At 62.3% G+C, this 20,521-nt stretch carries 19 protein-coding genes and 1 pseudogene; 8 read left to right on the top strand and 12 right to left on the bottom strand.

Annotation, left to right across the window (positions count from 1 at the left end; all coding sequences use genetic code 11):
- Positions 1-98: 98 nt before the first annotated feature.
- Positions 99-251, top strand: a pseudogene (locus GRS80_RS20820) (RNA-guided endonuclease TnpB family protein); the annotation flags it as partial.
- Between the two features lie 152 nt (positions 252-403).
- Here the strand turns inward: GRS80_RS20820 and GRS80_RS15000 are convergent.
- Positions 404-2,539, bottom strand: coding sequence for a hypothetical protein (locus GRS80_RS15000; RefSeq protein ID WP_160048276.1), 2,136 nt, complete (start codon positions 2,537-2,539; stop codon positions 404-406).
- A 101-nt stretch (positions 2,540-2,640) separates the two neighbouring features.
- On the opposite strand from GRS80_RS15000, the gene GRS80_RS14995 reads away from it, so the two are divergent.
- The 5 genes from GRS80_RS14995 (at position 2,641) to glmS (ending at position 8,795) form a co-directional block, all read left to right on the top strand.
- Positions 2,641-4,155, top strand: a complete 1,515-nt coding sequence (locus GRS80_RS14995) for a DUF58 domain-containing protein (RefSeq protein ID WP_160048275.1) — start codon at positions 2,641-2,643, stop codon at positions 4,153-4,155.
- On the top strand, positions 4,148-4,699 hold the full coding sequence (locus GRS80_RS14990; RefSeq protein WP_160048274.1) for a hypothetical protein: 552 nt from the start codon (positions 4,148-4,150) through the stop codon (positions 4,697-4,699). Before GRS80_RS14995 ends, GRS80_RS14990 begins: the two co-directional genes overlap by 8 nt.
- Positions 4,696-5,604 (top strand): hypothetical protein, encoded by a 909-nt coding sequence (locus GRS80_RS14985; protein WP_160048273.1) that lies wholly within the window; start codon positions 4,696-4,698, stop codon positions 5,602-5,604. The genes GRS80_RS14990 and GRS80_RS14985 overlap by 4 nt, the downstream gene beginning before the upstream one ends.
- Positions 5,605-5,820: 216 nt before the next feature.
- Positions 5,821-6,996: a sugar phosphate nucleotidyltransferase gene (locus GRS80_RS14980; RefSeq protein ID WP_160048272.1), complete on the top strand. Its 1,176-nt coding sequence runs from the start codon at positions 5,821-5,823 to the stop codon at positions 6,994-6,996.
- On the top strand, positions 6,996-8,795 hold the full coding sequence (gene glmS / locus GRS80_RS14975; RefSeq protein ID WP_160048271.1) for a glutamine--fructose-6-phosphate transaminase (isomerizing): 1,800 nt from the start codon (positions 6,996-6,998) through the stop codon (positions 8,793-8,795). The genes GRS80_RS14980 and glmS overlap by 1 nt, the downstream gene beginning before the upstream one ends.
- Before the next feature lie 250 nt (positions 8,796-9,045).
- Here glmS and GRS80_RS14970 read toward each other — a convergent pair whose 3' ends face one another.
- The gene (locus tag GRS80_RS14970) at positions 9,046-10,326 is read right to left on the bottom strand and encodes an RNA-guided endonuclease TnpB family protein (protein ID WP_160048270.1); all 1,281 of its coding nucleotides are present in this window, start codon (positions 10,324-10,326) and stop codon (positions 9,046-9,048) included.
- A gap of 245 nt (positions 10,327-10,571) precedes the next feature.
- Positions 10,572-10,970, bottom strand: coding sequence for a universal stress protein (locus GRS80_RS14965; protein ID WP_149082553.1), 399 nt, complete (start codon positions 10,968-10,970; stop codon positions 10,572-10,574).
- 248 nt (positions 10,971-11,218) lie between these two features.
- On the opposite strand from GRS80_RS14965, the gene GRS80_RS14960 reads away from it, so the two are divergent.
- Together GRS80_RS14960 and GRS80_RS14955 are read left to right on the top strand one after the other, a co-directional pair.
- On the top strand, positions 11,219-11,704 hold the full coding sequence (locus GRS80_RS14960; RefSeq protein ID WP_149082552.1) for a flavin reductase family protein: 486 nt from the start codon (positions 11,219-11,221) through the stop codon (positions 11,702-11,704).
- A gap of 121 nt (positions 11,705-11,825) precedes the next feature.
- A complete protein-coding gene (locus GRS80_RS14955; RefSeq protein WP_160048269.1) occupies positions 11,826-13,169 on the top strand; it encodes a DUF4147 domain-containing protein in 1,344 nt (447 codons plus the stop codon).
- 64 nt (positions 13,170-13,233) lie between these two features.
- Here the strand turns inward: GRS80_RS14955 and GRS80_RS14950 are convergent, their stop codons facing one another.
- From GRS80_RS14950 to GRS80_RS14910, 9 genes are all read right to left on the bottom strand, one after another.
- Positions 13,234-14,463 (bottom strand): PQQ-binding-like beta-propeller repeat protein, encoded by a 1,230-nt coding sequence (locus tag GRS80_RS14950; protein ID WP_235019760.1) that lies wholly within the window; start codon positions 14,461-14,463, stop codon positions 13,234-13,236.
- A 2-nt stretch (positions 14,464-14,465) separates the two neighbouring features.
- A complete protein-coding gene (locus GRS80_RS14945) occupies positions 14,466-14,834 on the bottom strand; it encodes a DUF3209 family protein (RefSeq protein ID WP_149082550.1) in 369 nt (122 codons plus the stop codon).
- 15 nt (positions 14,835-14,849) lie between these two features.
- A complete protein-coding gene (locus GRS80_RS14940; RefSeq protein WP_160048268.1) occupies positions 14,850-16,070 on the bottom strand; it encodes a CbiX/SirB N-terminal domain-containing protein in 1,221 nt (406 codons plus the stop codon).
- A gap of 119 nt (positions 16,071-16,189) precedes the next feature.
- Positions 16,190-16,909: a cobalamin biosynthesis protein gene (locus GRS80_RS14935; RefSeq protein WP_160048267.1), complete on the bottom strand. Its 720-nt coding sequence runs from the start codon at positions 16,907-16,909 to the stop codon at positions 16,190-16,192.
- Positions 16,906-17,172 (bottom strand): ferredoxin, encoded by a 267-nt coding sequence (locus tag GRS80_RS14930; RefSeq protein ID WP_160048266.1) that lies wholly within the window; start codon positions 17,170-17,172, stop codon positions 16,906-16,908. Before GRS80_RS14930 ends, GRS80_RS14935 begins: the two co-directional genes overlap by 4 nt.
- Positions 17,173-17,188: 16 nt before the next feature.
- Complete coding sequence (gene cobJ, locus GRS80_RS14925) at positions 17,189-18,124, bottom strand: precorrin-3B C(17)-methyltransferase (RefSeq protein ID WP_160048265.1); 936 nt, start codon at positions 18,122-18,124, stop codon at positions 17,189-17,191.
- A 14-nt stretch (positions 18,125-18,138) separates the two neighbouring features.
- The gene (locus GRS80_RS14920; protein ID WP_160048264.1) at positions 18,139-19,065 is read right to left on the bottom strand and encodes an SAM-dependent methyltransferase; all 927 of its coding nucleotides are present in this window, start codon (positions 19,063-19,065) and stop codon (positions 18,139-18,141) included.
- Positions 19,062-20,033 (bottom strand): cobalt-precorrin 5A hydrolase, encoded by a 972-nt coding sequence (gene cbiG / locus GRS80_RS14915; RefSeq protein WP_160048263.1) that lies wholly within the window; start codon positions 20,031-20,033, stop codon positions 19,062-19,064. Before cbiG ends, GRS80_RS14920 begins: the two co-directional genes overlap by 4 nt.
- A 204-nt stretch (positions 20,034-20,237) precedes the next feature.
- Complete coding sequence (locus GRS80_RS14910; protein WP_160048262.1) at positions 20,238-20,387, bottom strand: hypothetical protein; 150 nt, start codon at positions 20,385-20,387, stop codon at positions 20,238-20,240.
- Positions 20,388-20,521: the final 134 nt, after the last annotated feature.

The raw sequence follows: 20,521 nt of genomic DNA, 5'->3' as shown, positions 1-20,521 counted from the left end.
AGATCGTCCTCACTGAGGTGACGGACGATCTCTTTTTCTTGTCCCGCCATTACCCTACCAACTCAAAGCATACCTAAATCTTCTGTGAACCACTAAGCGATTCTGATGGGCTGCGAAAATCGCTCAGCGATTTTCGAACGCCTGCGGAGACTGCGCTCCCTACGGGGACCGGTTCGGTTCCTGCAAAGCGCGTCGTGGAAACAGGAAGCCCCACCCTCAAGGAGCGAACGGCGCGAGCCGTGAGCGAGTAGGGTGGGGAGGAAGTCACTCTGTACGTTATCGAAATCGGGTTCCTTCGGAGTTAGTACCAGAATAATGCCAATAACTCCATCCACGCCAGCGACTATCCTGGAACATACGTGCCGAGAACCTGCGGTCGCAACCCTCCATCCGACACTCCGACTCACCCGTCGGTCTGCTCTGCTGGTGTCCGATCGTCGTTGGGCGAACTGTCCGTCGAGCAAAGCTGTTTGGCCGTTCGGAGGACGGCTTCAGCGTCGTCTTGCGAGACTGGATCGGCAGTGAACACCGCTCGTTCGTAGGCTATCGTCACGGTCAGCAACGGCGTCGCATCGGTGACGTTCGCTCGGTACCGGTGATAGAACTCCCGGTGGGTCAACATCGAAACCTGGTCGGTCTCGAGGACCGATTGCTGAGCGTCTCTGACCGCTGCATAACAGCTCCGAACGGCAGCGTCGGTCCGGCCGTCGGTGAGGTGGCGTTTCGCACTCTCGAGTGGCGAATCGGCGGTCCGCTGGGTACTCGTCGTCGACTCCTCGACTGGCGAGACCGGCGGCCGCTCGTCCGATCCGTGTTGCCGGTCGGTTTCGTCCGAGTCTTGCCGATAGACCCACCACACGAGACCGACCAGCAGACCGACGATAACGCCACCGACGGCGACGGCAACGGGGATCGACAGGACACTCGATCCGCCCCCTCCCCCGGTTGGAGCCGAAACCGGAGAGACCGTAGCGTCATCCTGCGCCCGTTCCAGGTTACTGCCGTCGCCTTCGTACGTCGCGACCACCGTAACCGGCTCTTCCGGGTCGGACGGCGACACCGTGGTTTCGATCGTGCCGTCTTCGTCAGTGGTCACCGTTCCATCGGTGACGCCGTCCACCTCGAGGTCGATCGCCTCTCCTTCGATTCCGGAGCCATCGGCGGTGGTGAACGTTCCGTCGATCCGAACGGTGGATTCGTCCGTCCATTCGGCGTCGACCTCGAGTTCGGTTGGGGTCGCCTCGATCGTGATAGGGCGATCCGCCGATGCTGCCATCAGTGCACGATCGTCGGGGTCGAACGAAACGCTCAGCGACCGCTCCCCGACGGGAACGGTTCCAGGAACGGCGACCGTTTCGGTGAACGAACCGTTCTCGACGGTCGTCGTCCCGAGCGTTCGTTCACCGGCTCTCAGCGTGAGTGGGAGATCATCGACCGACCGATTCGCTGCTGTCGCCGTTCCCGAGACTCTGACTGTCTCGCCGTATGCTGCCACCGGCGTATGCTCGTGGATGTCGACGTCGAGTGCCGTCTGCTCGAGCGAGACGGGAACCGATTCGGTCGTCCCGAGATACGCGGTCTCGGTGTCTGGGGTATACTGAATCGAAATGGAGTCCGTGGAAACTGGCTCGGTTGTCGGTCGGTACACGAGAGTAAACGTTCCGTCCTCGGCCGTCTGGACGTCGACGGATTGATCGAGTCCCGAAATGTGTCGATCGTCGAACGGCGGATCCGAGCTGTCGGCCGACCGGAGTTCGCCCTGAATCTGGAGTGGGTTTTCGAACGACGCCGTCTCAGCCGCTGACTCGAGTACAAGCTCCGTCTCGACGAACTGTTCCGATCGGACGACCGCTTGCGCTTCCTCGATAGCCGCGCGCGTTGCGTTGATCGACTCGATCATCTCCGTGTAGTCGGAGCCGGTCTCGTCGGTGAGTAACTCGTACTGTTCGACGAGAGTCGTGCTCGTCTCCTCGATTTCCTGGCTCAACGACTCCAGTTCACGGGCACGCTCGCGGGCTCGCTCGTCGTCGCCCTCCTCGCGTGCCGTTTCGTACTCGGTTTTCGTCTCGTCGTACTCTTTGGTGAGCGAGGTGAGAGACTCCTGTTCGTCCCCGGCCGTTTGATACGCACTCTGCCGTTCCGAATCGGAATCGTCGTCGTCGGATGTGCTGTCACCGGTTCCGTCGGTTTCACCGGTAACCTCGACGTATTGCTCGACTCGATCGTCGTACTCGTCGTCGAGATACTCACTGGCCAGTTCGTACTCTTCTTGCTCGAGTGCGATAGTACTGTCTCGTAGCCGGTCATCGAGGTTGTCCGTAAGCCAGTCTTCGACCGCGTCGTCGTCGGCGGAGGCAGTGTACTCGTCCGGGTTCTCGTGTCGCGGTGTTTCGTTCTCGGGAAGAGTGTCGGTCTGGGTCACGACGGCGCTGTCGATACTCGCGTTACTCACCGCCGGAACTGCGCCCGCAAAGCCGACTAGAAGAAGAACGGAAACGACTGAAACGACGACGATTCCCCGACCAACGACGACGTTCACAGTTACTGATGTGGGAGTCGAACCAAAAAACTGTCTGCTTGCCCCGGACCTCGAGCAGACCAACCAACACCTTCAACACGATACCGTGACTCCTCTGGGATATGCGCCCGACGCGCCAACTGTGGGGAATTGGGTTGCTCACGCTGTCTACCGCAGCCCTCGCGGTCGTGTTCTCCCATCCCCTGATGCTCGGCGCGACGGCACTGCTTGGCACCTGGATACTGGCTCACCAGTACCGATTTTATCGAGACCTGGATCGAATGCGTCGAACGCTGTCGGTCGAACAAACGCCGGACAGAACGGGCCTTCGAACCGGCGAGACGACAACCGTTACCGTTCGCACGACGCTCGAGCCGTCCCCACTTTCGCTTACGGTCGTTCCCGGACTTCCGACTGCAACGGTAGCGCAGTCGGAATCACGGCCGACCACACTCGAGGTCGACCCGGGATTGACAGGTGGATCGACGACGATCCCACTCGAGTGTCCCGTTGCGGGTCGGCATCAGTTCGACCAGGCGACGGTACTCGCCACCGACGGCTGGTTTCGGGAAGAACTCGACATCGGACCGACACCGACACTTACGGTCGACGCGCGGGCCCCTCGAGAGGTCCACGTCGGCTCCGGAGGAGATCCCGTCTCCGTGGTTCAGGGGCAACACACTACCAGCCACTCCGGGTCAGGGTTGACACCTGCGGAGTTACGCGAGTACGTCCCCGGCGACAACATCGATCGGATCGACTGGAAGGCGACTGCCCGCCTCGCGACGGTCCATATCCGAGAGTACGAACCGGAGACGGACCAGCCGACGACGATCGTCGTCGACCACCGAGCCGCCCTCGATGCAGGCCCCGATGGCGAGACGAAACTCGACTACGTGCGTGACGTTGCACTCTCGATGGTCGTCAGCGCCCGTCGCCTCGGGGACCCGGTCGGGCTACTCGCCGTTGGAAACGACGGTATCACGGAACGGATGGACCACGCGACCGAACCGGCACAGTATCGTCGGATCCGTCAGTACCTCTTCGACCTCGAGCCGACACTCGGATCACGTTCGGGAAACGGAACACGGAACAGCACGTCGGGACCCTCTCGACAGCCAGCACACACGCCGGGTGTCGGACAGGACGACATCGCTCCAACCACGGCTCGCGTCGCGCTTCGGGAACTCGAGTCCGGTGGCCACAGTGCGTTTTCCCGTACGCTCGGGCCGTTTTACCGTCACCGCCAAACGTATCGCACCGACATTGAATCGGAACCGTTGCGAGGCGCTATTCGAACGGTGGTACGGAGACGGAAGCGTCGCGCGTTGATGGTGCTCTGTACCGACGACTCGGATCGCGTTGCCCTCACAGAGGCCGTACACGTTGCGCGGACGGGCGGCTCCCGTGTCCTCGTTTTGATCACGCCATCGGTACTGTTCGACGCCGAATCTCCGGCGGCGCTCGAGGAGTCGTTCGATCGATACGTTGCGTTCGAGGAGTTCCGACGGAAACTCGATCGACTCGAAGGGGTCACGGCGCTGGAGGTCGGGCCGCGAGAGCAACTGGCGACCGTACTCGCCACAGACCACAGTCGGTCGTCGGTCTCCCCGTCACGAGGTATTTCCGATGGATAATCACTCACTGGTTGCTGATCTTCCTATCGAAACGGCAGAGTACCGCTGGATAGAGATCGGTGCCCTTCTCGGGCTGTCCCTCTGTTTCTGGCTCGCGTTCGGCGCAGTGGGAGTCGTCGCTGGAGTACTGACGGCCGGCGTCTGGTCGCTGTTTGGCGTCCCATATGCAGTCGCAGTCGGTCACGTCGCTCTGGTTTCGTCGCTTGCAGCGACCGGAGTCGGGACGATGACTCTTGCCGTCTGGGGTGTCGAGGTCGGGTTTGGTGGACTGGTTCTGGGAAGCGTCGCCCGTCGGCCAGCACCGGTCACTCTCACCGTCGTCACTGCCGCCAGTACACTCGCGCTGGCCGGTCTCGTCTGGGCGGTACAGTCCCGGTCGGTCACAGTCGCTGCTGGCGTGACCGTCGTCGTCATCGCGCTTGCGTGTTACAGCGTTCATCGCTACCAACTCGTTGCACTCGGATTGGTCTCCGAGACCGAGAACAGCCCGCGGTCTGAAACGGACTACGACGAGTCGGTATCATCACCTCGAGAGAACCCATGAGTACCGAGACACACTCCGCTGAACCAGCGGCTGACGATGCGACGCGCGATTCGACACGGACGGACGACGCTGTGTCCGCCTCGCCACGGACCGGCGACGTCGACACACGGGCACGTGTAACGCTACTCGAAGCCGAAAACCGTCGACTTCGCGAGGAGTATGCGCGAGCCAAACGATCGTCGTACCGAAAAACGGCGTTCGCACTGGTCGTGGTCGGCTGTGTCGCCGTCGGTGGCGGTATCCTCTTCGAACCCGTTCGTGAGGTCCTGATCGTCCTCGGTGCGACGGGGCTGTTCGGTGGGATACTCACGTACTACCTCACCCCGGGACAGTTCGTCGCCGCGGATATCGGCGAACGAATCTACTCGACCTACGCGAGAAACGCCAGTGCAATCGCCACCGAACTCGGCGTTCAGGATGACCGACTGTACGTCCCTGTCGAGGGCGAACGTGTCCAGTTGTATCTTCCAGCACACACCTCGAACGATCAGGATGTTCCACGCGACGTTCCAACACCGTTGTCGATGCCGTTCGTCCTCGAGGAGCAACGCCGCGGCGTGACGTTCACACCGAACGGTTTACTCCTCCTCGAGGAGTTCGAACGCGGCCTCCGCGGCGATCTCGGGTCCCATCCGCAGACGATTGCAACGCAGCTGTCTGATGGGGTCGTCGAACAACTGGAACTTGCATCCAGCGCCGATCCGGATGTCGACGCAGCCGATGGGCGAGTAACGGTCGCGATTTCGGGAGCCGCTATTACATCACTCGATCGGTTCGATCACCCGATCCCCTCGTTTCTGGCGACCGGGTTCGCCGCTGGACTCGAGCGTCCGGTACGAGTCGAGGTGCGTGCCGGTGGCGAACGCAGCGACTGGCTGGTCACGCTCCGATTCCGGTCGGAGTGACCCCTGGCTAAGCCAACCATCGCAGCGCAATCGATCGCGCGGTGTTGGTAGGCTGAAACACAATCCATAAACATTATTACCGAGAATCGTCTTCTTCTCCCGATACATTTATAAGACATAATCGATCTTTAACACATATGTAATTAAAGGACTTTGCGCAGGGAAATATGTTTGTTATCCTATAGTTGTAAGTGTCTGTAGTTTCACCAGAGTAGTATGGACTCAGTTTCCGCCGTCGTCCTTGCGGGTGGGGAAGGGAGACGGTTGCGCCCACTCACACACAACCGGCCGAAGCCGCTCCTTCCAGCCGCGACAACGCCGATTCTCGAGCACGTGTTCGACCAGCTCCTCGAGGCTGGGGTCTCGGATATCACGGTCGTCGTCGGATACGGAAAACACCGTGTTCAGTCCTATTTCGGGCCGACGTACCGAGGTGTTCCCCTGACGTACGTCACGCAGGACCAACAACTCGGGAGCGGGCATGCACTCTTGATGGCGGAACCGGAAATCGAAGGGACGACTCTCGTCGTTAACGGAGACCAACTCGTCGAGAGCGAGATTATGTGTGACGTTCTCGATGCCCACACCGATCAGGCGGCGACACTGGGGCTCCTCAGTCGCCCGGATACGTCGGAATATGGTGGGGTTATCGTCGAGGATGGAGCCGTCACCGAGATCGTTGAAAACCCCGAAGACGATCGGGATTACCGATTTAACGCTGGTGTCTACGTATTCGAGCCACGGATCTTCGAGGCGATTCGATCAGTTACGCCGCGTACCGGAGAGCAATCGCTTCCGGCCGGAATCGCCGGCCTCCTCGAGTCGGATGCGACGGTCAATGGAGTCGTAACCGACGGGCTGTGGGTGGATGCAACGTATCCGTGGGATCTTCTCACTGTCTCGTTCGATCTCTTCGAAAGCGATCTGGTCGAGGACGACCAGTGTATTGCGTCGACGGCGACCGTCCACGAAACCGCGGTCGTCCGCGAGCCAACGGTCGTCGCGCCTGACTGTGAAATCGGGCCCGGTGCGATCGTCGGACCGTACGTCTGTCTCGGTGAAAACGTGACTGTCGGCTCGAACGCTGTCGTCGAACACAGCGTCGTCGATATGGACACTCGAATCGGCGCGTCGGCGACCGTCGTCGATTGCGTGACCGGGGTCGGCGTCGAAATCGGGAACGGAACGACGATCCCTGGCGGACCGGGTGACGTCCGCGTCGAGGACCGCGTGTTCGAAGACGAACAACTCGGGGCGTTGCTCGCAGATCACGTCCACGATCAGGGTGGGTGTACGTACGTACCCGGCACGATCGTCGGCTCCGATTCGTCCGTCTCTGCCGGCGCAACTGTCCGTGGTGCACTCCCTGAAGGCACGGAGGTACGATCGTAATGTGTGGAATCATCGGATACACGGGGACGACTCAGAACGTCGGTGACGTCCTTCTGACTGGCCTCTCGGGTCTCGAATATCGCGGCTACGATTCCGCCGGTCTCGCAGTCTCGAACGGCTCCCTCTCGGTTCACAAGCGTGAAGGCGACGTGTCGGGGCTCGAGACCGCCCTGTCCGACAGATCTCTCTCGGGGAACGCTGGGATCGGACACACACGCTGGAGCACGCATGGACCGCCGTCGGATACGAACGCACATCCCCACACGGACTGTGATGGAACAGTCGCTGTCGTTCACAACGGTATTATCGAGAACTATCAGTCGCTCCGAACCGAACTCGAGGAAGACGGTCATACGCTCGAGAGCGAAACGGATACGGAAGTCATTCCACACCTGATCGAACGAGCACTCACAACGGGTGCCGGCCACGACGAGGCGTTCCGTCGGGCGATTGATCGACTCGAGGGGAGTTACGCTGTTGCGGCTGTTTTCACGGGCGATGAGGCGGTATACGCTACACGAAATGAGTCACCGCTAGTACTCGGCGTTGGTTCCGATGGCTACTATCTCGCGAGCGACGTTCCAGCGTTCATCGAGTACACCGATAACGTCGTCTACCTCGCAGATGGCGAGTTCGTACGGATCAACCCCTCGGGGTTCGTCGTCACCGACGAACAGGGTGTCATCGTCGACACGGCAGTCGAAACGGTCGATTGGGACCCTGAAGACGCTGGAAAGAGCGGCCACGAGCATTACATGCTCAAGGAGATCTACGAACAACCAACGGCCATCAGAAAGTGTCTTCGTGAACGCGTTTCCGAGATGGAGGAATCGATCACCGTCGAAGAACTCTCCGACCTCGGCACGCTCGAGCGCGACGGGCCAGTTCAGTTCGTCGCCTGTGGGACGTCGTTTCACGCCGCACTGTATGGTGCACGATTACTGCGAGAACAGGGCATCCACGCCCAGTGTTTCCGGGCGAGTGAGTACGCTGCGGAATCGGTCCCGATACACAGCGGAACCGTTGTTATCGGAGTAACACAAAGCGGTGAGACGGCGGATACGATGAGCGCACTGCGGACGGCGAACAAAGCCGGCGCGTCGACAGTCGCAGTAACGAACGTCGTTGGTAGCTCCGCGGCTCGAGAATGTGATCACGTGATGTACATCCGTGCTGGCCCGGAAATCGGTGTCGCGGCGACGAAGACGTTTGCCAGTCAGCAAGTCGCACTCACCCTCCTCACCAGCGCGCTTACAGGGTCGGCGTCACTGGACACGATCAAACGACTCCGTACACTCCCGGATCAACTCCAGCGGGTTCTCGACGAGTCCACTGCACGCGAGATCGCGATGGAGTACGTCGGTGCTGACTCGTACTTTTTCATCGGACGTGGATACAACGCACCCGTCGCGTTAGAAGGTGCGCTGAAGATGAAAGAGATCACCTACAAACATGCGGAGGGATTTGCGGGGGGTGAGCTAAAACACGGTCCGCTCGCTCTCGTGACCGAAGCGAGCCCGGTGTTCGCGATGGCGACCGGCGAAAACCACGTCGAAAAGATGCTCGGCAACATCAACGAGGTTGAGGCCCGTGGCGCACCGGTCATTGCCGTCACGGATTCGCCCGCAACCCTCTCTCAGTATGCGGATCACGTTCTCGAGGTTCCGGATGCCGGACCGAGATTGACTTCCGTTCTGGCGAACGTACAACTCCAGTTGGTTTCGTACTGGGTTGCAAACGAACTGGGTCGATCGATCGACAAGCCCCGCCATCTGGCCAAGAGCGTAACTGTCGAGTAACCCCGAGCGGCGTTGGCGAGGCGATTCAGATCTCGTCACCACACCGGAGATCAGGTTCGGGAGATATCCTCATAGTAGTTCAACTGTCGGGAGCGCTCGAGGGTTGGCTGGCCCAACCATCGATGGCTTGGAAAACGTTCCGTCGTGGTGAGCTTTGTGAATCGTCGCTCCATCAATACCATAGCTGAGAGAACTGTTGACATCCTCCCCGCCCTGAAGGGCGAGGATTCCCACGTTGGGATATTGTGGTTTACGACGTGACCTGTTCTTGAGGTGCGAACGCACCAGTTTCCTTGTCAAACAAGAACGTCGATGGCTGTGCCAACCAGCCGTTACTCCTATCCCCCCCATCGTAGGCGAGACTCGGAGATACTTTCTGCCGGATGTTCTCAGCACCGTTCACGTCTGCGTTCGCCACTGTATCACAGTCGTCGCAGACGTACAACCCGCGTTCAACACGGTTCGCCTCACGTGTACGACCACAGCAGGAACACGACTTCGACGTATCCCGCTCGGATACCCCCTCAACTGAGATACCTTTTATCTTGGCCTTGTATTCGAGTAGGTCAGTGAAGCGGTCGAACGCCCACGAGTGCAGGTCAAGGTTGCCGTGCTTGCCCCAGTTCTTCGACTCGCCGTTCTCCTCTTCCTCACGGATACCGGAGAGGTCGCCCACCACGATGGTTCCAACCCCTTCCTCAACGCATCGTTCAACGATGTGTTTCGAGAGTGTGTGGAAATAGTGGGTGCGTCGAGCCGACTTCTTCTGATTCAACCGCGTGGCCTGCTCGGAGTTCGAGTCGTCACAGCGAGCAACACGCTTGCTGAAGCAGTAGTCGTCCTGTTTCAGACAGTTCAACGGGTACAACTCGGCATGGCCGTCTTCGTAGGCGAGTGCTGCGAAGTTGTTGATGCCGAGATCGACGCCGACGGTCTTCTCACCGGGTGCTTCGGCCACTTCAATCTCGACTTTGCACACGAAGTGCAGTTCCCACTCATCCCCTGTCCAAACGGCCCGAACCTGTTGAACGCTCTCTACGGTCGAGAGGTCAACGTCAGGTCGCGTCCGGTATTCACAGAGGATGAAGTCCGACCAGTCGTCCTTGAGGTTCGACCCTTTGGAGAGTCGGACGCGGTCGTATTTGGTGTCGAGTTTGAAGCCGGCGGCTTTGAACGTGACCGTGGAACGTGGGTGATCGTCGCCGTGTTTTCTGTAGCCGGGCGGGTTCGCGTTCGTGTCTCCGTTGCGTCGTTTGCCGTACCAGCCGTTGAACGCCTCAGCGAGTTCTTGAAGGACTCGCTGACTTGACTGAGAATGCAGGTCATCGTAGCGTTCGTGCGACTTGAGGTACGCGGTGAGTTCGTCGTGTTCGGGGATGTAGCCGATTTCGCCCCAGACACGACTGATTGTCCACCGTCCGACGTTCCAGAGTTTCGATGCTGAGAACCCGAGCGAATCGAGGTCGCCGGACACCTGTGGCTGGTTCCTGATGGAAGCAGTGTAGGTGCGGGTGACGACCTGTTTCGCCATATGTAACCTATGTAAACAAACCTACTTGAAGGTGCGGATTACGCAGCGTGGAATATCCAGCCGTGCCATCGAGTAGTGGTCTGTGAAGGGTCGTGTCGGATTCATCCCCGCCCTGAAGGGCGGGGCTTTCTCCTTGACTCTCAGTAAGTCGTTACCGTCGAACCCGCAGACAGGTCGCGGGTTCGGCGGTGTATTGTTACAGCAATCCGTCTGAGAGAATCCGCCCGGCTACAGTGCTGAGAATATCACTCGAAATCGCCGGCTGTACAGACGAGCACCGATCGATCACCCTCGAGAATAACGCTCTGAGTGACACTCCCGAAGACGGCCTTTCCAGCGGGCGACCGTTCTCGTGCACCGACTGCAACGAGGTCCGCATCGTACTCTGTGGCGGCCTCGAGGAGTGTCGTCGCCGGATCGCCGCTCCGCCCGTCGAGTTGTACGTCGATCTCTTCCGCCTCAAGACGTTCTCTCACTCGGCGAATGGTTCCGATCTGGTCGACCGACGCCCCTTCGGGATTGTCGGTAAACGAGTGAACAAGGACGACCTCCGTCTCGTCTTCCCCGGGAAGCGATTCGATCGCGTCGGCGACCGCCGCGGCACGGTTCTCGTTTTTGTCGATTCCGGCGACAACTGTAAACATCAATCGAATCAATTCGTCGCTGGCAAATAATAGTATCGACCGTTGGACTGATCGGCTTTCGATCGCCGTGCCCGCCAGCAACCGCTGGGCCGTTTACGCTGGAACGGATCGAACAGGGGCCATACATCGACGTACAACGGTCTCTGGGGTATCCACGTCCGCTCGGCGACTGTGCAACTGCGATCACAGAATGGCCGACGACCCGCACAGTAAGCTATTTATTACGAGGCTGTGACACATCCAGTACAATGGTTTCTGGTGACGATTTCAGGACGACTCTCGGTACCTTTGCCACCGGCGTCACGGTCGTGACGTTTACACTCGACGGGGACGACCACGCATTGACGGTCAACTCCTTTACATCGCTGTCGTTAGATCCTCCGCTAGTGTTGTGGAACTGTGACGTCGACGCGAGCTCTCACGATCTCCTCGAGAAGGCGGATAACTATGCGGTCAACATCCTCACAGAGGATCAGGAGGAACTCTCGACGCGCTTTGCGGGCCAGCACCACGAGATGGACGACCCATTCGAAGGGATCGATCTCTTCCGGTCCGAGACGGGGGCACCCATCTTCGAGGATACGCTCGCGTACCTCGATTGCACCATCGATGCCCGTCACGAGGGTGGTGACCACACGATCTTCGTTGGTCGCGTCGAAGACGCTGCGGTACAGAACCCCGACGAACAGCCACTGATCTTCTTCCGGGGGAATTACGAGGAACTCGCCGAGTAGTCTGCCGGACACCCGGACCGGTCACACCGGACGAACTGGCCGCCTCGTTTCGCTTCGATCGGTTCGCGGATGACTCTTCTTCGACGGTAGTTACAAGAGGTCACCGGAACGACCAGGGTATATGTTCGATGATGCGTGGGCCGGTGCGGAATCGACGGCGCACTCGGTTGCACTCGCGTGTCTCGAGTGCGGTATTCGCGCGGCCCACCCGTCTTCGGTCTCCGAGAGTTCGCTCTCCGTCGAAGAGGGCAGGCTCGTCGTCTCGTCCGGGTTCAACGTGGACGATCTCGTCTACGACCTCGAGTCGTACGACCGGGTGCTCGTTCTCGGGGGTGGGAACGCTGCCGGACAGTTCGCACGCGAACTCGAGGGGGTGCTCGGTGATCACCTCTCCGGCGGTGTCGTCGTCACCGACGACGTCGAACCGACGGATGCCGTCGAGGTGGTCGAGGGCGACCACCCGGTTCCGACCGAGCGCTGCGTCGATGGTGCCCGGCGGGTGTTGTCGGTCGCCGAATCCGCGACGGCGGACGATCTCGTCGTCGGCTGTATCACTGGCGGTGCCAGCGCCTTGCTCGCGGCACCGGCAGGCGAGCTCGCGCTGTCGGATCTCCAGTCGACGACGGAGGCGTTGCTCTCGAGCGGTGCCGCTATCGGCGAGATCAACGCGGTTAGAAAGCATCTCTCGATGATCAAAGGTGGGCGACTCGCACGGGCTGTCACACCGGCGACTGTCGTCGGGTTGACGATCAGCGACGTCGTCGGTGACGACCTCTCGGTGATCGCCAGCGGCCCACTCGACCCCGATCCGACGACCTACGCCGACGCATTCGCGGTCATCGACCGATACGGGATCGACGCACCGACGGCCGTCTCCGATCGTCTCGAGGCTGGTGCCGCCGGTACACACTCCGAGACGCCGACTGCGGACGATCCGGTGTTCGACGACGTGGTCACGACCGTGCTGGCAAACGGCTGGACCGCACTCGATGCCGCACGGGAGGCTGCGACCGCACGCGGGTACGACGCCCTCGTTCTCTCCTCGAGCGTCGAGGGCGAGGCCAGCGAAGCGGGTAGAACCCACGCGGCCGTCGCACGGGAGTGTGTCGAAACGGGGAATCCGGCGTCCCCGCCCGTCGTCCTCCTCTCGGGTGGCGAGACGACGGTTACGCTCGTCGACGATCCGGGCCAGGGCGGGCCGAACCAGGAGTTCGTGGTGAGCGCCGCGGCCGAACTCGAGGACGAACCGGTCGTCGTCGCTAGCGTCGACACGGACGGAATCGACGGTACGTCGGACGCCGCCGGCGCTATCGTGGCCCCCGCAGAGATCGACTCCGACGACGCCAGGGATGCGCTGGCGCGAAACGACGCAGGGGCTCTCCTCGCCGATGTCGACGCACTTCTCCGAACGGGGCCGAGCGGAACGAACGTCAACGATCTTCGACTGTTCGTCGTCGGCGAGTAACCTCTCGACTCGAGCGACCGATCGAACTGTAATTTTCCCTATCAGTTAGACCGTATTCGTTCGGTTACGATCGGATCTGGAGTGCGTACTCGCCGCGGACACGTTCTTCGTCGTGATAGACGACTGGCTCTTCGATCGCCGCGATAGTCTCACCGTCGAGGGATACGGCTGTCGCGATTCCATCGAGACATCGTGTTACGACGTCGCCAGTCTCGAGGTCGAACCGGTGGATGGCGTGGGTTGCCGGATCGCGAACCCGGAAGTTCTGTGCACAGGGGACGACGACCGTCCCGCCATCTGCGGCGAGTTCGTGTACGAAGCCGCGGACGGGTTCGGCCCACCGGCGTTCGCCGTCGGCGTCGAAGACGGCGATCCGATGTTCGTTCGGATGCCGACTCTCGGTCTCGTGGCTCTCGAGGGCGTACGTGTTTCCGGTCACGAACGCGACGTGGCCGTCGGTTGCGTGGACGTGATTCGGGTAGGCGTACAGCGTCTCGTCGCCGATCTCGGTCTCGACCGCGAGGTCGACCCGCCAGCGTTCCTCGCCCCCTTGGCCGAGCAGGTAGCCACGCTTGTCGCCGTGGCTCGCGACGGCGAGGCGATCGCCGTCGAACGCCACGTCGCCGACCCGCCGATCCCCGTCAGTTCCAGGATCCCACTGCCAGTGGGGCTCGCCGGTTTCGGGCTCGAGAACGACGAGTCCGACGTCGTGATCGCCCAGACAGCGGTTGAAACCCACTGCGAGGCGGTCGCCGGCGTCGTCGACGTCGATCGCGATCGGCGAGGCGTCGGTTTCGTACCGCCAGCGAACCTCTCCACCGAACTCGAGTGCGTAGACCGTACTGTGCCACCGTCGATCTTGCCCGGTCCGTTCGTAGCGTCTGGCGGCGGCGTAGACGACTTCTCGGTCCGTGTCGGTAGCGAGGTCGACGACGTACGGGAGTGCGAATCGGTCGTCGCTTGCGGGTTCGCCGACGTCGAGTGCGGTCTCGTAGTCCCACTTGCGCTCGCCCGACTCGAGATCGTAGGCTGCGATCGATCCACGTTCGCCTCGTCCGGCGACGACGATCGCACCCTCGCCCGACTCCATTCCGGTTGCGCTCCCGGGATGGTCGACCGCCCACCGCTCCGCGAGGGATTCTCGGTCGTAAGCCGTCACCGTCCCGTTTTCCCGTCCGACGACGACGAGGTCGTCGGTCAGGTGGACGCTCGAGCGCGTCCACATGTGGCGGCTCCGTGCGCTGTCGATCTCGCCCAGGTCGATTCGGTCGGTGCCGAAACTGGATTCCGCCATGGTTACTCCTCCGGAAACGTTTCGTGGAGCAGGTCGTGGGCGTCGCCGAGGCCGTCGACGACGTGCTCTCCCTGTACGGACAGCCGTCGAACGGCTCGCTCAGCGTCACGAACGGCCAGCAACCGGCCGCGCGCGTAGTCGTATTCGGGATCGTCGGGATCCATCGCCGCGATCTCCTCCTCGAGATCCACCAGCGCCGCATCGAGGTGGCGCTCGATACCGGCCACGGTCTTCGCTTCGGCGAGGGCCCCGATCGGCCCCTCGAGGTGACCGTCCAGTTCTTTCTCCGCGTGTTCGCGGGCGTGTCGGTCCCCGCCGCCGAGGACGTTCATCAATCCGAGTTTCAGCGCTTCAATTTCGTAACAGCTCATGGATACAGACCCGGCTCAGAGCGTCCGGTCGACGATGTCGCTTACGATGCGGTCCCGTTCCAGATGGGACGAAACGATTCGTTCGGCGTCCGCGTCGTCGACGTCGCCGTACCAGACGCCCTCGGGGTAGACGGCGACCATCGGCCCGTCGCCACAGCGGCCGAGACAGGACGACCGCGTGATACGGACGTCACAGCCGTCGGCGTCTCGAGTGGCCTGTCGTAGTCGCTCGAGGACCGCCGACGATCCCATCTCGGTACAGGTCCGGTTCGTACAGACCGCGACGTGTCGATTCGGCCCGTCGTGGACGTGTGGCTCGTCGTCGACGTCCTCGCGGTCCGCGTGACTCGCTCGATGGGCCAGCGCCCGCACCATCGCACGTGCGCCGCCGAGGTCGTCCTCGTAGCCCTGCAGGTCGACCTTGTACTTACAGGTGTCACAGGACATTTCGACGCTTCCGGACCGCGCCTCCTGCCAGCGGTCCGCAAAGACCTCGAGCAGTCGCGGGTCGGTCCCGAGTGGATCACCTGCGGCGGCCTCCACGTAGGGGTAGTCGGCGTCGAACTCGTCGGTCCAGTCCCGGACGCGTTGGGTGAGAACGCCGTCGCCGAGCATGTACGGCAGGACGACCACGGCGTCGGGTCGGTGTTTCGCCAGCCCGTGAAGACTCTCCTCGAGTGTCGGCTCGGTGACGCCGACGAACGACGCCTCGACGCGCGAGAACGACCGCCCTTCGTAGAACAGTCGGGCGAGCTTGTGGACGTCGCCGTTGGCGTCCGGATCGCTCGAGCCGCGTCCACAGCAGACGACGGCGATGTCGTCGACCTCCCGATCGACCCCGACCATCCGCTCGACGGCGGCCGCCCGCTCCTCGAGAATCTCGAGGATCGCGGGGTGGACTCCAAGGTGTGCGCCGACGTCGATCTCGAGGTCGTGCTCAGTTCGCGCCTGCTCGACGGCCAGTGGCACGTCGTTTTTGACGTGACTGGCCGCGAACAGCGAACAGTGGACGACGGTCACTCGACCGACGACGCCCGCCAGTCCGTCGAACGCCGCCTCGATCGACGGCTCCGCTAGCTCGAGAAACGCCGCATCGACCGGGATCTCGAGACGTGACTCGAGGCCGGCAGCTAACTCGCGAACCTGTTCGTTCGAGCGTTCGCGACGCGAGCCGTGGCCGACCAGCAGGACAGCCTCGTCGTCGAACGCGGGTCCGTCGTCGATCGTGTGGTGCATGGTTCGTAACTCGTTCGGGTATCCGTGTTCTCCCTCACTCCTCACTCCTCTCTCCCTCACTCCTCTCTCCCTCTCGCCCTCCCCGTTCCAACGGCGCGCCACGCGTGCCGCAGCGCGGATCACTCGAGCGCTTTTGCCTGCTCGAGGCTCCGCTCGAGCTTTCGCCGGCGGCTGGGGGCGTACAGCCCGCTCTCCTCGCAGTCTTCGTACAGCCAGCGACCGAGGGCGGGTGCGGCGTCGTCGTCGACGCCGAACCAGTAGCCACCCGAGGAGGTCTCCGAGAGGTCGCCAAGCGGTGGATCAACCGGACAGTCCCCGAGCAGGTCCCGAACGATCTCGAGCAGGTCGCGGTCGTCGTGGACGAACGAGATTCCGACCGTCCCCTGCGAGGACTTGAAACAGACCGTTCCACAGCCCTCGAGCAGGCCTCGAAGGAGTTCCCGGTCGTGACTCGAGAACGCTCCGAACCGATAGTTTCCGCGGCCGTCGACGGGCAGTCCAGCCGTCGTCGATCGACCGAACAGCCCCTCTTCCGATACGCGGTCAGCGTCGAGGGTTAGCGTGTACTCCTCGGCCGTTCGCGTGATCGACGCGTCGTGGGCGTACTCCCGACTCGTCGTCTCCTGTGTGACGTCGCCGCCGGCGATCGCCGAAAGCGTCTCGGCGGATCGTTCGTCGCTCGTCACGACCTCGAGGCTCCCGTCGGAAACGGTTCCGCTCGCGGCGACGTGGCCCCAGAAGTACGCCGTCGTCGGATGGCCGGCGAGTGCGTCCGCGGGTGGCTGGACGCTCAGGAGTGGTTCCCGTTCGTCCGACCGGTCACCGTTGTCGGGACTCATTCGTCCACCTCTTTGACCGCGATTGCGTCCGTCGGGCAGGCCGCCGCAGCCTGTCGCGCCTCGTCGATCCGGTCGTCGTCGAACGTCGCGACGACGCGTTCGGCGGTATCGACGACGTCGCCGTCGCAGTCGTAGATCGGGTCGGCGTCCGGATCGATCGTCGCCAGACCGTCAGCCCCCTCGACGAAGCGGGGATCGCGGGTGAGACAGGCGAAGATGCCGTCGCAGGCGTCCTTTTCGACCGTTATTTCGTAGTGTGGCATTGTTGATCTGTGACGTTCAGTAGTCGTACTTCGTCTCGTAGCCCCGCGGCGTCACCATCCGGTCGTCCCAGACGTACGTCTCCTCGTTGCCGACGATGATCGTCGTCGTCATGTCGACGATCTCGTCCTCGCCCAGCGCCTCGAGTTCCGCGAGCTCGGTCAGCAACACTCGTTCGTCCTCCCGGCCGGCACCGTGGACGATCCCGACGGGCGTGTCGGGATCGCGGTGGGTCAGGAGGATCTCACAGCACTTCTGGAAGTTTTCGCGACGCTTGCGACTCCAGGGGTTGTAGATCGCGATCGTGAACTTCTCCTTCGCGGCGGCGTGCAGGCGCGACTCGATCTCGGGCATCGCCACCAGATGATCGGACAGCGAGATCGAGACGGTGTCGTTGACCAACGGTGCGCCCAGACGCGCCCCACACGACTGGGCGGCCGGAACGCCCGGGACGACCTCGAAGTCGACCATCGACGCCGTCGCGCCTTTCGACTCGAGGATCTCGAGGGCCAGACCGGCGAGTGCGTAGACGTTCGGATCGCCGCTGCCGACGATCGCGACGTCGTTGCCCGCGAGCGTACGGTCGATCGCTTCCTCGGTGCGTGAGACTTCGCCACACATCGGCGTATCGTACAGTTCGTCGGCCGCCTCGGTGATCTCGTCGGGGATGAGGTCGATGTAGGTCGTGTAGCCGACGATGTGCTCGGCCTCGAGCAGGGCCGTCTTCGCGCGGTCGGTCATTCCCTCCGGATGGCCGGGACCGAGACCGACCGCGAGCAGTTGGCCGGGGTCGGCGTCGAACTCGTCGACCGTCGCGCCGACCTCCTGTTCGGTCGAGTCGTCGTCGGAACTCGAGGCACCGCACGTGCTTGAGGACTCGGTGTCGTCGGAACTCGAGGCACCGCAGTTCGAAGTCGGTTCGTCGGTCGCGTCGGCGTTGGTATCCGTGCTCATTGAAGTTCGGTCTCTCAGAAGTCGTCGACGTCACGCCCGCCTCGCGGGGTGACGAGGTAGGTTCGGTCGTCGTTGCACCAGGTCTTCGTCTCGTGGGTACCGATGATCAGCGAGGTGCCCATTCCCGACACCTTGTCGTCGTGGTCTCCGGCCTCGCCGAGGATCGTGATGAACTCGCTCTCGCCGTTGCGGCCGGCGTCCGCGCGGCCGGCGTCGTTGACGATCCCGACGAGAGCGTCGTCGGTGCGTTCCTCGCGGACTATCTCGACTGCGTCCTCGTAGTTTCGCCAACAGTTGTAGAGAACGATCACGAACTCCGAGATCGCCGCCGCCCGTAACTTCTCCTCGATCTCCTCCCAGCCACGCCACTTGTCCGACAGCGAGACGGTACAGAAGTCGTTACACAGCGGTGCACCGACGTTTGCCGCGCCGCCAAGCGCCGCCGTTATACCGGGAACGATCTCGATCGGCACGTCCGTCGCGTCGTCTTCTTCGGCCATCGCGAAGACGAGGTCGGACTTGCCGTAGACGGAGGGGTCACCGCCCGAGACGTGAGCGACGTCTTTCCCCTCGCGGACGTGGTCGAACGCCGCGCGGGTGAGTTCGATCTGTCGACCCATCGTCGATCGGACGATCTCCTGGGTGGAGCCGTCCGCTCGAGTCGCGACTCCACCGTCGTCGACCGCATCCTCGGGCGGGAGCGTCCCGTCTTTCCGGAGAAACGTCTGATAGAGACTCGAGGCGATGACGACGTCGGCGGACTCGATGACCCGTTTGGCCGCCGTGGTCATGTGCTCGGGCAGGCCGGGGCCGATGCCGACGACGGAGAGGGTGCCGTGATCGTCGGGTGTGCCGGTGGCCGTTTCGTCGGCGACCGGTCCCAGGTCGGCTTCGCCCTCAGTCTCGGCCGCAGTCTCCGTTTCCGACGCGTCGGGACTCATCGGCCGATCGCCACCGTCACTTCGTTCTCGTAGCTCCGTTTCTCGAGGACGAGTTCCTGTTTTGCCCCGCCGGCGATCGCCGACGCCTCGGAGACGCCGGGCCAGCCGATCAGCTCCTTCGATTTGGAAGGCGTCGGCCCCTCGTGGTCGAGCAGCGTCTCCCTGTCGAAGGTGACGACGCCGAGGTCGAGCTCCCGGGCCGCCTCGAGCAGTCCCTCCTCCTCGGCCTTGCGGGTCGCGGTGGCGACGAACTCCACGTCGGCGAAGCCGTATTCCGTCCCCTCGAGGGCCTCCTCCCACGCGGCGAGAAACGCCTCCGTGTCCGCGCCGGAGACGCTTCCGGTGCCGACGACGATACCGTTTTGCGTGTTCCGCTTGAGGACGGTCACGTCGTCGCCGACCAACACCGCCCGTGGTCCCTCGAGTCGGGCGACCGGCCCCAGATCGTCGTCGAGGACGGCGAGGTTCGTTTTGACCGTCGAGTCGCCGTTGACGACGTGGGCGTCCATCGCCTTCGCACGCGACTCGACGCCCTGTTTGCCGGCTGCCTCCGAGGCGGTGGTCATCGCCGGAACGGCCCCCATCGTTGTCAGGTCCTGTGCGACCTGGTTTGCCCCGTGGTGGCCGCCGGTGATCGGAATCGCCCACGTCAACTCCTCGTCGACGACGCAGATCGCCGGATCGTCCCACTTGTCGTCGAGCAGATGTGCGGTCTTGCGCATCGCGATTCCCGAGGCCATCAGACCGACGAAACAGTCGTACTCGCCCCAGAACTCCTCGAAGACGTCGCCGTGGTACTCGAGGATGTCGATCGTCTCGTAGCGGTCCGCGAGTTCGTCGCTGATCTCCTCGGCGGTCTCCATCTTCCGCTCGAAGGCGACGATCGCAATCTCCTCGGCGACCTCGCCGTCCGAATCCGGCGTCGAACAGTGCCTGCCGTCGTCGTCGTTGTCCGTCCCGGAGCTCATCGGCTTCCTCCGTGTCGGTTCAGTGTCGATCGAACGCTCACGGCTGAGACGATGTTCGCCACCACTAATACAAGCTACGTTTCTCATGTGCAATATAGGTTTAGTTTCTATGGAGGCGACCCTGTCGACGCGAGGCCTCCCATCTCGAGCGGGACACTCTCGTCGCGTTGGTGCCTTCGTCACTCGATTCGCGCTCAGTAGACGCTACGCAGGATGGGAGAACGTGGCGGAGGGGCAGGCGACGAGCGTTTGTTCCGTCTCGTCGATCCGTCGGCGGTGTCTTCGCTCGCTCGAGTCGACGTCGATTCCGTCGCCGAGGACGGCGTCCGTCGGTGACGACCGCTTTCGTTTCAACCGGGGACGGTCACGGCTTCTCGATAAATCGTTTCAACGACTACTGTGAAGTACCGCGGGGGCAAGCCCCGCGGCTTCACCGTTTTGACCGCACGTCCCAAAACGGGCCGTGCTGTCGCAGGCGAATTTAATTC

The organism is Natrialba sp. INN-245, assembly GCF_009807105.1.
Lineage (GTDB): Archaea > Halobacteriota > Halobacteria > Halobacteriales > Natrialbaceae > Natrarchaeobius > Natrarchaeobius swarupiae.
Note: the sequence above shows the minus strand (reverse complement) of the source record. Positions and strands in the feature narration are given on the sequence as shown.